The sequence below is a fragment of the Clostridium mucosae genome, assembly GCF_024622765.1.
Classification (GTDB): Bacteria; Bacillota; Clostridia; order Clostridiales; family Clostridiaceae; genus Clostridium.
Genome location: NZ_JANKAF010000008.1, coordinates 13,575 through 26,324 on the forward strand (window position 1 = coordinate 13,575; position 12,750 = coordinate 26,324).

The 12,750-nt window shown below is 30.4% G+C and carries 10 protein-coding genes and 1 pseudogene; 7 read left to right on the plus strand and 4 right to left on the minus strand.

From position 1 onward, the window contains the following. Window positions 1–20: 20 nt before the first annotated feature. Window positions 21–2,495 (plus strand): collagen-like protein, encoded by a 2,475-nt coding sequence (locus tag NSA50_RS10240; RefSeq protein ID WP_257444916.1) that lies wholly within the window; start codon window positions 21–23, stop codon window positions 2,493–2,495. A 235-nt stretch (window positions 2,496–2,730) separates the two neighbouring features. On the opposite strand, the pseudogene NSA50_RS10245 reads toward NSA50_RS10240, so the two are convergent. Both NSA50_RS10245 and NSA50_RS10250 read right to left on the minus strand, forming a co-directional pair. Beyond that, a pseudogene (locus tag NSA50_RS10245) lies at window positions 2,731–3,263 on the minus strand (transposase); the annotation flags it as partial. 137 nt (window positions 3,264–3,400) lie between these two features. Beyond that, window positions 3,401–3,757, minus strand: a complete 357-nt coding sequence (locus NSA50_RS10250) for a winged helix-turn-helix transcriptional regulator (RefSeq protein WP_195266887.1) — start codon at window positions 3,755–3,757, stop codon at window positions 3,401–3,403. An 875-nt stretch (window positions 3,758–4,632) separates the two neighbouring features. Here NSA50_RS10250 and NSA50_RS10255 point away from each other — a divergent pair. Beyond that, window positions 4,633–5,436, plus strand: a complete 804-nt coding sequence (locus NSA50_RS10255) for an SDR family NAD(P)-dependent oxidoreductase (RefSeq protein WP_257444919.1) — start codon at window positions 4,633–4,635, stop codon at window positions 5,434–5,436. A 263-nt stretch (window positions 5,437–5,699) separates the two neighbouring features. Here NSA50_RS10255 and NSA50_RS10260 read toward each other — a convergent pair whose 3' ends face one another. Both NSA50_RS10260 and NSA50_RS10265 read right to left on the minus strand, forming a co-directional pair. Further along, complete coding sequence (locus tag NSA50_RS10260) at window positions 5,700–6,968, minus strand: FAD-dependent oxidoreductase (protein WP_257444920.1); 1,269 nt, start codon at window positions 6,966–6,968, stop codon at window positions 5,700–5,702. Window positions 6,969–7,109: 141 nt separating this feature from the next. Then, window positions 7,110–7,430 carry a YqfO family protein gene (locus tag NSA50_RS10265; protein ID WP_257444922.1) on the minus strand — a complete coding sequence of 107 codons (321 nt, stop codon included), beginning with the start codon at window positions 7,428–7,430 and terminating at the stop codon, window positions 7,110–7,112. A 286-nt stretch (window positions 7,431–7,716) separates the two neighbouring features. On the opposite strand from NSA50_RS10265, the gene NSA50_RS10270 reads away from it, so the two are divergent. The 5 genes from NSA50_RS10270 to NSA50_RS10290 all read left to right on the plus strand — a co-directional run bounded on the left by NSA50_RS10270 (window position 7,717) and on the right by NSA50_RS10290 (window position 12,537). After that, the gene (locus NSA50_RS10270) at window positions 7,717–8,121 is read left to right on the plus strand and encodes a hypothetical protein (RefSeq protein ID WP_195428322.1); all 405 of its coding nucleotides are present in this window, start codon (window positions 7,717–7,719) and stop codon (window positions 8,119–8,121) included. 220 nt (window positions 8,122–8,341) lie between these two features. After that, entirely contained in the window at window positions 8,342–10,339 is a 1,998-nt protein-coding gene (locus tag NSA50_RS10275; protein ID WP_257444924.1) for a methyl-accepting chemotaxis protein, read from the plus strand. A 398-nt stretch (window positions 10,340–10,737) separates the two neighbouring features. Then, complete coding sequence (locus NSA50_RS10280; protein WP_195263698.1) at window positions 10,738–11,454, plus strand: MgtC/SapB family protein; 717 nt, start codon at window positions 10,738–10,740, stop codon at window positions 11,452–11,454. A gap of 114 nt (window positions 11,455–11,568) precedes the next feature. Continuing rightward, window positions 11,569–12,021 (plus strand): MarR family winged helix-turn-helix transcriptional regulator, encoded by a 453-nt coding sequence (locus tag NSA50_RS10285; RefSeq protein WP_195263697.1) that lies wholly within the window; start codon window positions 11,569–11,571, stop codon window positions 12,019–12,021. 102 nt (window positions 12,022–12,123) lie between these two features. Beyond that, on the plus strand, window positions 12,124–12,537 hold the full coding sequence (locus tag NSA50_RS10290; RefSeq protein WP_195428320.1) for a HutP family protein: 414 nt from the start codon (window positions 12,124–12,126) through the stop codon (window positions 12,535–12,537). Window positions 12,538–12,750: the final 213 nt, after the last annotated feature.

The window sequence follows — 12,750 nt, forward strand, 5'->3', positions numbered from 1 at the left end:
ACATGATGAAGGAGGTAAGTATGAGTAATATAGCTTTACAAATAGAACGTTCATCTGGTGGAAGTATAGTTTCTGGTGCAAATGTAATATTTGAAACATTAGTTTATTCTTCAGGAAATGTTAATTATAATGGCCTAACTGGAGTAATTACGTTTAATGAACCAGGAAGATATGTGATAGATTGGTGGGTAGCTACACAATCGACCACATCGACAAATGGTGCAGTATTTGCTATAGCATCATCTCAAGGAGATTTTTTTGAAGGAAATTCACCAATTAAAACTGGAGAAGTAGTAGGAATAGGAATAATTGAAGTTATAACTGCACCAGTTACATTATCTTTAGTAAATGCAAGTAATGGTGTAGTTTATTATGCTACAATAGTACCTTTAAAGGCAACTATTGTAGTAATTGAAGATGATAATTTATCAATAGGAGTCACAGGAACAACTGGATCAACTGGAGCAACCGGGGTAACTGGATCAACCGGAGCTACAGGAATAACGGGAACAACAGGAGTAACAGGAACAACGGGAGCAACAGGATCAACGGGAGTGACTGGAATAACAGGAACAACAGGAGTAACTGGAATAACTGGAGTAACTGGAATAACAGGAACAACCGGAGAAACCGGAGCAACAGGAGTAACTGGAATAACAGGAACAACTGGAGTAACAGGGACAACTGGAGCAACGGGAGTAACAGGAGTAACCGGGGCAACAGGAATAACAGGAGCAACTGGAGCAACTGGGGTAACTGGAGTAACTGGAACAACTGGAGTAACAGGAATAACAGGAACAACTGGAGTAACTGGAGTAACCGGGGTAACTGGGGTAACTGGAGTAACTGGAACAACAGGAGAAACAGGAGCAACGGGAGTAACTGGGGTAACTGGAGTAACTGGAACAACTGGAGTAACTGGATCAACGGGAACAACAGGAGTAACTGGGGCAACCGGAGCAACTGGAGTAACTGGGGCAACCGGAGCAACTGGAGTAACTGGAACAACAGGAATAACCGGAGCAACTGGAGTAACTGGGGTAACAGGATCAACAGGAATAACAGGAGCGACCGGAGTAACAGGAGAAACAGGAACAACGGGAGCAACAGGAATAACTGGAGAAACAGGATCAACGGGAGTGACTGGAGTAACTGGAATAACAGGAACAACCGGAGAAACCGGAGCAACGGGAGTAACTGGGGTAACAGGATCAACAGGAGCAACAGGAATAACTGGAGTAACAGGAGTTACCGGGGTAACAGGAGAAACAGGAGCAACTGGGGTAACTGGAGTAACTGGAGTAACTGGCTCAACTGGAGTTACTGGGACAACAGGTGTGACAGGAGAAACCGGGGCAACAGGAACAACAGGAGTAACAGGAATAACAGGAGAAACAGGAGCAACCGGGCTAACAGGAACAACTGGAGCAACTGGATCAACGGGAACAACAGGAGCAACTGGAGTAACTGGAACAACAGGAATAACCGGAGCAACGGGAGTAACAGGAGCAACTGGAGTAACTGGAACAACAGGAATAACCGGAGCAACGGGAGTAACTGGGGTAACAGGATCAACAGGAACAACAGGAATAACTGGAGTGACAGGAGTTACCGGGGTAACAGGAGAAACAGGAGCAACAGGAATAACAGGAGAAATAGGAGAAACAGGAGTAACTGGGGCAACAGGAACAACAGGAGAAACAGGAGTAACAGGAATAACAGGAATAACTGGAGTAACTGGAATAACAGGAACAACAGGAGTTACTGGGACAACAGGTGTGACAGGAGAAACCGGGGCAACAGGAACAACAGGAGTAACAGGAATAACAGGAATAACTGGAGTAACTGGAATAACAGGAACGACAGGAGCAACAGGAATAACAGGAGCGACCGGAGTAACAGGAACAACTGGAGTTACCGGAATAACTGGAGCAACGGGTGTAACAGGAGTAACCGGGGTAACTGGGGTAACTGGAGTAACAGGAATAACAGGAGTAACTGGATCAACAGGAGCAACCGGGGTAACTGGAGTAACTGGAATAACAGGAGTAACAGGAACAACTGGAACAACAGGAGCAACAGGCTCAGGAATATCAACTTATGGTTATGTATATCATTTAGCATCTGCGTTAACATCTGTTGTTGCAGGAGGTGCTGATGTTCCTTTTAGTAATAACGGTCCTTTATCAGGAATAGTTCATACAGCAGGAGCAACAAGTATAACAGTTCCGCTTGGTGGAGTATATGAAATAACCTATAATATCTTTATTACAGCTGGAGTAGGTGCAGCACTTGCAATTGCTGTAGGTGGAACAGTTCAAACATCAACTAATATTTCAGCATTAATAACTACAGGAGAAATAAGTGGAACAGCTATGTTAACTTTAGCAGCAAATGCTGTAGTGACATTGCGTAATAATTCTGCAACGTCTTTAACTTTAGCATTATCACCAGCAGTCGGAGCACAATTAAATATAATTAGATTAAGTAATTAAATAATTTTATAGAATATTTATAGAAAAAAATAAAAGAGATATAGGTTTTATTAATATTTTAAGAGAATATCTAAAAATTTGTGTAAATAATAAATTTAATTTACTAATATAACTGGAAATTTTATTTCCAGTTATATTTTTATCCTTTTATTGAAATAATAATACTGAGTTTTTTTATACCTTTAGTTTCTGATAAAATGATTTAATATTCATTAGAACTTAAAAAGTAGAAGCTTTAAATTATTTCATTCTTATTTAATCTATCCCAAGATATTATCATAAATTGAGATATGATTAACACCAAATTAGAAATTGGTGACGTCAATTTTTGCATAATAACTTCGGTAGCTAAATATAATGATTTTCTTAAAGGATCGTCTGTTGGTAAGATGGTTCTTGTTTTTGTGAATTTTCTTATCTGTCTATTTATCCATTCTAAAATATTTGTAGTATATATCATTTTTCTTATTTGTTCATTAAAAGCAAAGAATGTTGATAATTTATCCCAATTTATATAACAAGAATCAATTACATTTGAGTACTTGTCATTCCATATATTTTTAACGTTTCTATTATTTAAGCCATTGCATACACTTAGCCAAAATTTTGCACCTTCTGCTTCATCAATCCAAATTCCAAGGATATCTTCATATCTATTCATATCAATTCATAAGCATATATAGGCTGCTTTAGTTGCTATTCTATGGCATCTCTAACCTTGAAATGAATAGCATCCATATATACTATAGGATAAACATCATCTACCACTTAAAATATAAAAAAGGATGTAGTAGATTTGCTTTTACACAAATCTTTCTACATCCTCATTTTTTTATAAGAATGAAATTTAAAATGTATAATCATTTAGAAGGAAATCAAGCTCATGGGCATTAGTTGTTTAAGATTTATTTTTTACAGCGTAAGGCGACATCTTTTCCTTGTGTTATTAGGTGATTTACATGTGATTCTCCCCAATTGCATAACACATCAAGTACATCACCCAATGATTTTCCATATTCACTCAATGAATATTCTACCTTTGGCGGAACTTGATTATAGACAGTACGAGTAATGATATTGTCAGCCTCTAGTTCCCTAAGTTGTTGTATTAACATCTTTTGGCTAATTCTTGGAATATTTCTTTGTAGATCACTTGGTCTTAATGAAGAATAACGTAGATTGCACAAAATGATAGGTTTCCATTTGCCGCCAATGACGTCCATTGTGGCCTCAACACCAATGTTATAAATTTTTTTCTCCATAATTACCTCCAAATTTCTTAGTTCGATCTGTTAAGTTATATGAACATTGATCTTCTCTACTCAAGGAAATACAATAAGTTTGAAAGGAACTTACTTACAGCATTCATACAAACATTATAATCGCATAAATTTAATAAAAAAATAAAGCTAAAAAATATGGTTCACCATTAAATTTAATTTCAGATAGATGGTAAGCATATAAGAAAGCAATAGCTATGTTATTGCCAGATACAAAACACCCCTAAGGAGAACAAATGTCTAATGATATAAACAATAATATTATAGAATCTTCTAGCAAAATTTTTAAAGCGCGGTATAAACACAAAAAAGGATTTAATTCATTTTCGCTATCGATAGCTTTACTAAAAACTCTTGTTTATTATCTGCATAATTAGCTTTAATATCTTTGATTAACCTGAAAATCTAATTTTATTGCAGGCTTATTTGCTATGCAAAAAATATCCAAACTTAGATAGTTTTCAAAGAATGAGAAATTCTAAGATTTATTAAGATTTTTTTCATAACGGCTTAACAGATTCTTTTATTTTAATAAGATTTACTTTTAGGTAAGTATAACACAAAAAAGTAGGTACTAGACAAATTATCTTTGAAAATTATATATTATATAATGATGTTGGTAATAATAAAAAGAGGATATATAAATTATTTATACATTAGAAACGAGAATGATATTGGAAAATGGAGTTGAAATAAATGGATTTGGTTTTGAATTATTTAAATTAAACTATAATGAAACAAATGAAACTATAAAAGAAGAGATAATTAGAGATATTGTTTATATGTAGGACCAGATCCAGCAAGTTTTCATTTCATATAATTTAATATAATATCATAATCTCAATGAGTTGAAAGGAGTGTTTATTTTGGAATTAGGATTAAGGAATAAGCTTGCACTTGTTACTGGTTCAACGAAAGGCATTGGAAAGGCAATTGCCATTGAGCTGGCAAAAGAAGGAGCGAATGTTATAATAAATGGTAGAAAAGAAGATGATGTATTGAAGGTTGTAGAGGAAATTAAGGAGAAGTTTCCAGATACAAAACCTCAGAGTGCTTCCGCGGATTTAGCAAATTATTCAGAAAGGGAAAGGTTGTTTCAGAAGTTTCCAAGAGTTGATATTTTAATTAATAATATGGGAATTTTTCAGCCAATGGAATATTGGGATATAACTGATGAGATTTGGGAAAGGTTTTTCCAAGTTAATGTTATGGCAGGAAATGCCCTAGTAAAATTTTATATGCCGCATATGTTGGAGCAGAATTTTGGTAGGATCATTTTTGTTGCAAGTGAGGAAGCATTAATGCCATCTGGGGAAATGCCACAGTACAGCATGACAAAAACTATGAATCTATCACTTGCGAAAAGTCTGTCAAAATTGACAAAGGGAACACAGGTTACAGTGAATACCATTATGCCTGGTTCTACACTAACAGAAGGAGTGCAGGAAATGCTTGAGAATATGTATCGTGATAGCTCTATAGCACCAGAGGAATGGGAAGCTGATTTCATGAAGAATCATAGACCACTTTCTCAGATACAGCGATTAATTAGACCAGAAGAAATTGGGCGTTTTGCAGCCTTTGTTGCAAGTCCATTTGCTTCATCTCTTTCTGGAGCAGCACTTCGTATTGATGGCGGGATGGTTCCCACTATATTCTAGAATATAGATTTATGTTATGAAAGCTTTCCAGCTGGTATGTAGGAACACTGTTACAGGGAGATCTTCGGAAATAGTCCAATTAAGAGGTATAAATGGAGAGAGTTTGGGAGGGATTGATGCAAATTATTCAATGTCTTTATCTCTAGCATTATTATTAAAATAATGGACATATTTAATATAATTAGCTTAAAATAAGATTAATTAAAGAATAAAAAGAGATATAAGCTTTATTGACAAATTAAAGTTTATATCTCTTTCTTATATTACTTATTAAATATATCTAATAATGATAAAGATTTAACTCTTTCATAAATAATATCTTTATCTGTAGTATATAAATTAAGTTCTTTCATTCTTTCAAAGTATTCTCCACCAGAAAATGTATGTCTTAGGCTTTTACCATCTTCCATATCTAAAGCTTCATTTGCAAAGGCAATTATATCACCTATTGCTAAATCTCTAGGTAAAACTAATAATGGCTCATTTAATGTAAATTTAACAGCATTATATCCTGCTAAAGCCCCTGTTACCATAACTTCTGTATGACCTACAAAAAATCCAGATTTTTCACCAGCACAAAACATATTATTTAACCCTAATATTTTCATTGAATTATCTCTAGGACTTGAAGCTAAATATCTAATAGAATTTGATTGACCACCAGACAATGGATCGATATATCTTGCATTCTCAAGTCCGGGTATTTTTCTAAGCTTATCTAATGGATAGTATGAAGTCATAAGTTTAATATGTCCAGTATCCAATAAAATAACATTTTCAGCAAATTCTTTTAAAGCATATTGCTGGCAAACTTTTTGACTTAGTTTATCTAGATTTATATCTTCTTGTGGAATTGGTAGAGTAGCAACCCCATATTGATTAAGTATATCTAGTATATCTTTAGATAGTGATTCTCGAGGGAGTTCACAGGATCCACTCATAGCTCCAGGAGTACCATTTGCTCTTTCTCCTATGATATCTTTTATACCAGCTTTAGCACTTAGGCTTTCTCTTCCACCAAATGAAGGACACCTTAATATGCACATGGAACAACCATTTCCATACCTGTTACAATTAGTCATAGGACCTGTTGAACCAGTAGTTTCTATAAATACATCACCATCTATAAAAGATCCATCGGCCAATTTGATTTTAGTTATAGAGTTGTTTGCCAAAGATACGTTGATTGCTCTGCTCTTAAAATGAATATTAATTCCTAAAGATAAAATGTATCTTCTTATCTCTGGTTCTGCTTTAGCTATGTCAGTTAAATTAGCATGTTTATGGCCAGAAAATTCTATATTTTTATGAATAGCAAGAGAATCGATAATATCTATTAACTCATTAGCACCTAATAATGAAAGTTCTTCTGCAGCTGTAAATCTACCATTGTTTCTCATTATTCCACCGACATTACCAACACCTAAAAGCATATCAGTTCTTTCAATTATATGAACTTCTGCGCCCATTTTTCTTGCTTGTATAGCAGCTTGACAACCAGCAAAACCACCACCTATTATAATAATTTTCATTATATTATACCTCAAATATTAATGTTAATAATAAACTATTCTATGGTCATTAAAATGATACTATAATTTGGTTTTTATTACATAGCTATTAAAACGGAAATGACGACTTTAAAATAAAGTCGTCATAATTATCTTTATAAATTAATTTATTACAGGAAATATGTTATAAACAGGCTCTTCATATGGATGAAGTTTTTTTATAACGTTAATAACTTCAAAGGCTAAATCTTTATCACATCTAAATTCTATTTTAGCCTCTTTCTCAATAGATAAGTTACCTTCTTTCCCAATATGAGGATTAGATCCTTTTAATGGTCTGAAGTAACCATTAACTTCGCTTATAGACATACAATTATCATAGTTTCCTATAGTCAAAGCACCAGTTCTATTTATTGTTTCCCTCAATTTATCTACAAATTCAAAAGGAATAAATATTTCAAACTTAACTTTTGTGTAATTCATATATTGAATAGACCCCCTATTAATAGCTATATTTAAATAATATCTTATTAGAAGAAAATAGTAAACGAAATTAATGTCTATTATCAACAAAAGTTAAATTTAAAAAATTTCATAAAATGCCTAAAAAAACTAATAAATTATTATTAATAATAAAATTTATGAAAGAAAATAGCAGATATTTAGAGAAAAAACTAGAAAAGTATGAAAAAACTTATATCATATATCTTTTAAATATATACAGCATACTATATAGTGAAGAAAATAAAATTTAGTTGGGGGAATTAAAGTGGGAATTTTATTTGCGATCATTGGGATAATATTAACTATATTTACGGCTTTTAATTTAATAAGAAGTATTGAAGTAAAGAAAAAATCTATAATAAAAAAGGCTAAAGTAATAGGGTTTGAAAGCTATACTTACTTTATGCCAGGAGCTGAATATCATGCAGTTTATAATGCTAGTATTTATCCGATTTTAGAAGTTGAGGAAGATAATAAGAAGGTAAGAGTTGCTATATCATATTTAAATGAAAAGTTTAATTTGGAAAAGGGTGATGAATTAGAAGTAATATATCCAAAAGGAAAAGTAGAAAAGCTTAAGATATATAGTAATGAAGAGATATATAACTTTTATTATTTAACAATTATAATAGGAATAGTTATCACCTTATTATCAATGACTATAATTTAAAAGGGCTAATGTTTAGCCCTTTATTATTTTTAAATTGTATAAGAATCCAAAATATTACAAAATACTTATGCAAATATACTATTGTATCAGTATAAATTTAGGAGATATAATTGAAATATAGAAGTAAATGTTTACTTATCTTATATTATATCAATCAAATGAATTGTAATATAAAGTTTCGGAAACGTTACCAAGAAAAATAAGTATATGGGGGATTATGATGAATTTTAAAAAGCTATTAGTAAAGATGCTACTATTTTTTATTCCAGTAATAGCTATAGGAACTATTAGTAACTCAACTATATCATATTATACTGCAAAAAATACATTAGTAAAAAATAGCCTAATTATAATGGAGGAAATGTCAAAACAAGCCTCAATGAGAATAAATGATAAGTTCTTAGAAAGTACTAAAAATTTAGAAGAAATAGCTATGGATAAAAGACTTTCTAGCGATGAAATATCAATAAAAGAAAAAAGAGATATACTGAAAAATGAGATTGAAAAGAGGAACTTTGATAATATAGGAATATGTGGATTAGATGGAGTTGTTTATTATAATGATGGAATGGAACATATACAAGATAAGGATTATTTCAAGAAGACAATAAATGGTAGTGAGGTAATATCAGATCCATTTATATCATCTATTGATAAAAGTAGAGTAACTGCATATACTGTACCACTAAAAAAGGATAATAAAATAGTTGGAGCCATACTAGGATTAAAATCAACAGAAGATTTTAGTAAATTATCAAATGATATTGAATTTTTAGATACTGGCTCAGCTTTTATTTTAAACTCTGAAGGAACTGTTATAGCCCATGATGATTTTTATTTTGTTATGGAAAAAAGCAATTTAATTAATCAATATGGAAATGATGAGAATTATAAGGATGTTATAAATGTACAAAAAGATATGATTTCTGGAAAAAGTGGTTCCTCAGAGTATAATCAAAATGGTAATAAATCTTATATTGCTTATTCTCCTATAGCAAGTACTGGTTGGTCTATAGGAATAACTGTAGATAGTGATGATTTGCTTAAATCATTGAAAGAATTTAGAAATACTACATTACTAATAGTTTCTTCTATATTAATTTTTAGTATTTTATTAATATATATTATTACTAGGGGAATAACAAAAGTTTTAGAAAATATAAAAACTAATATGATACATATTTCTAACGGAGATTTAACAGTTAGTTTTGCAGAAAATCATCTAAATAGAAAAGATGAAATAGGGGATATATGTAAGTCTATAGAAACTACTAGAAGTTCAGTAAAGGATATTATATCTAAAATAAAAATATCTTCAAAAGATGTCTCAGAAAAATCAACTTCTCTTGCTGTTGTTTCTAAAGAATTAAATAAATTAGCAAGTGATATATCTACTTCTATTTTTGAAGTAGCAGCATTTAGTAATACTCAAAAAGGGGAATTAGAAAATACAATAGGTGTAATTAATGTCTTTAGTGAAGAAATAGATGAAATTTCAAGGAATATTGTAAAGATAGATGATATGGCAAAAGATATCGAAATTAAATCAATAAAGAATAGTAGTGAAATGAATACTTTAATAGTGACGGCTGAGGATTTTGATAATAGATTTAGTGAATTTAGTGATAATATGGATAATATGCTTAATGATATAAGCACAGTAAAAGATATACTAGTTTTAATAAATGATATTTCGGATCAAACAAACTTATTAGCTTTAAATGCAGCTATAGAAGCAGCTAGAGTTGGGGAAGCTGGAAAGGGTTTTGCTGTAGTAGCTGATGAAATAAGGAAGCTTGCGGAAAATTCAAATAATGCATCAAATAATATTCATATTATACTAAATAATGTATTTAAAAATACAAAGGCAATAGCAGAAGATACTGTAGAAATTAATAAAAAGCTTCACTTACAAAGAAGTATTATAAATAATTCAATTAATTCATTTAATGATATAGCTAAAGAAGTAAAGAGTATAACACCTAGAATAAGTAATATAAATACTTCATTTATAGAAATAGATGAAAGAAAGAAGAATATACTAGAGAAAATTATAAATGTAGCAAAAGCATCAAGGGAGATATCTAGTGCATCTGAAGAAATAACGGCATCATCAAATGATTTAAATAAATTTAGTGAAAATGTAGCTGAGGATTCTGAGGATTTAGCATATAGAAGTATTGAAGTTTTAAAATCTATTGATAGGTTTAAGATATAAAGCTAAAGGTGTAGTCTCAGAAATCTATTTAATATAAAATTTATTCAATTTCAAGTAAGCTTTATTGCCTTAAAAAGTTAATCTATTATTTTTATAAAGGGGCTCGCGTTTCGCGAGCCCCTTTTAAACCATTGATTTTACTTACTTAAAGACGTTTTTAAACTTAAATACAAATTTTTATTTATTATTTATATATTTACAAAAAGGGAAGTTTGAATTAAATTAGAACTTCTTTTTTGTAGGCTAATATTAAAATTTATTTTGATATAGCCCCTTTTTTATTATAAAAAAATATAGAAAATAATATATGTTTTATAGAAATATAATCAAAATACTTTACTTTGAATCATAAGATAAATAATGTAGTATTTTAACTTAGCACTTTAAAGGAGGATAAGATGATATTAGACATTAGAGAAATAATAATCAGGTTAGTTCTTGCTGTTATAGTTGGAGGAATAATTGGATATGAAAGGGAAATGCAACATAGAGCAGCAGGATTTAGAACCCATATATTAGTATGCTTAGGAGCAACAATAATATCTTTATTACAAATTGATATGGGAAATAAAGCAATTGCAATGATTGAAGCAAATAAAGAGTTAAGTGATGTTATAAAAATTGATTATGGAAGACTAGGAGCACAAGTAATTACTGGGGTTGGATTTATTGGAGCAGGAGCTATAATCCATACCAAGGGAAATATTAAGGGATTAACTACTGCAGCAACTTTATGGATAGTTGCTTGTCTAGGACTATCTATAGGGATGGGAGAATATTATATAAGTATATTTGGAGCTATTATAATAGTTATAACATTAGTTTTTTTGAAAAGAATAGAAAGCAAGTTTATATCAAAGAATATAGTTAAGAAAGTTGAAATTAAATATCATGATATAGAGAATGTAAATATAGAAATACAAAAATCGCTTGAAAATGAAAACTTAAAGATAAAAATAGTTGAATACCTTTTAGATAAAGAAAAAAATCGTTATGATGAAAGTGAGGTTCATGCTATATATACAATTATACAACCTGGATATGTAAAATTGGATAAAATAATAGATGTATTAAGAAATAATGAAAATATAATTTATATAAAAATGTTAAATTAATTTTGATATTCAAAATACTTTATATAAAAATATTTATTATACAATTGAAATTTGATTACTATTAGATTATTATTTAATTGAGGAACTATAGAAAAAGGATGGGATAAAGTTATTATGCAAAGAAGTGAAAATATAGTTAATGAGTTGCTTGTAAAAATATTTAATGAAATATTACAAATTGAAGAAAAAACTTTGAAAAGTGGGCATTTTTCAGACTTATCTGTTAGAGAAATGCATACAATCGAGACAATAGGAAGAAAAGAACAAAGAATGATGAGTGAAGTAGCACAGGATTTAGGTATAACTGTTGGAACATTAACTACATCAATTAATAGATTAATTAAAAAGGGATATGTAGATAGAAAAAGAATAGAAGAAGATAGAAGAGTAGTGTTAGTTGAATTAACTAAAAAGGGAAAAGTTGCACATAGACTACATGAAAGATTTCATAATGAAATGGTAAGAAGTATGATGGATGATCTTTCAGAAGATGAAAAGAATGTATTGATAGGGTCTTTAGATAAATTAAATAAATATTTTAAAGATAAATGTGAAAATATAAAGTAAGAAAAACTAGTTGTTCTAATAAAGTAATCAGTTTAAGTTACTATAATGAATCTAATGTTTATGATATTATTAATGTATAAATATTAGGGGTGGGAGGATATTATGGGAAACACTAGTTTAGAAGTTGCTAAGTATGCAACTAGGATGGCAATTTCATCTAGAGATGAAGAGGAAGAACTTAAGGTTGAATTTAAGAAAAAAGGTGTCTTAGTAACTGCTGTAAATATAGGTGGTAATATAAATGATTCAACATCTAAAATATTAGAAAGAGCATTAGTAGCTTCTAAAAGAAATGGAGTAATAAGAGAAGAACATTTACACGAAGGTGGAGTAATTGGAGCAACTAGAGATGCATTGATGCAGGTTTGGAACAGAGCAAGTGGACAAAATGTAGGTGGAAAAGTAGGGATTGCAAGAAGAGGAGAACACCTAACTGTATGTATTTTTCTAAGTGTTGGACTCCTACATTTAGATGAAGTAGTGATTGGGATAGGGCATAGAGCTATTCCTGAATGATTAGTACAAATAAAGGTAATATGTTTATAAATATAAACATATTACCTTTATTTTTTATAAAATAACTAATAAAAATTTAAATAAAAATAATGATTATGATGTTTATATATTATGGATGGAATATATAATTTATAGAATATATTCTTTTGAATATTTTAAATTAATTATATAAGAAAAAAGGGAAACTTAATAATAAGTAATTAAAGAAAAATA

What these genes read in the sequence shown, in the direction of transcription:
- NSA50_RS10240 (WP_257444916.1), top strand. Translation starts at nt 21, where the DNA reads ATGAGTAATATAGCTTTACAAATAGAACGTTCATCTGGTGGAAGTATA.
- NSA50_RS10250 (WP_195266887.1), bottom strand. Translation starts at nt 3,757, where the DNA reads ATGGAGAAAAAAATTTATAACATTGGTGTTGAGGCCACAATGGACGTC.
- NSA50_RS10260 (WP_257444920.1), bottom strand. Translation starts at nt 6,968, where the DNA reads ATGAAAATTATTATAATAGGTGGTGGTTTTGCTGGTTGTCAAGCTGCT.
- NSA50_RS10265 (WP_257444922.1), bottom strand. Translation starts at nt 7,430, where the DNA reads ATGAATTACACAAAAGTTAAGTTTGAAATATTTATTCCTTTTGAATTT.
- NSA50_RS10275 (WP_257444924.1), top strand. Translation starts at nt 8,342, where the DNA reads ATGAATTTTAAAAAGCTATTAGTAAAGATGCTACTATTTTTTATTCCA.
- NSA50_RS10280 (WP_195263698.1), top strand. Translation starts at nt 10,738, where the DNA reads ATGATATTAGACATTAGAGAAATAATAATCAGGTTAGTTCTTGCTGTT.
- NSA50_RS10285 (WP_195263697.1), top strand. Translation starts at nt 11,569, where the DNA reads ATGCAAAGAAGTGAAAATATAGTTAATGAGTTGCTTGTAAAAATATTT.
- NSA50_RS10290 (WP_195428320.1), top strand. Translation starts at nt 12,124, where the DNA reads ATGGGAAACACTAGTTTAGAAGTTGCTAAGTATGCAACTAGGATGGCA.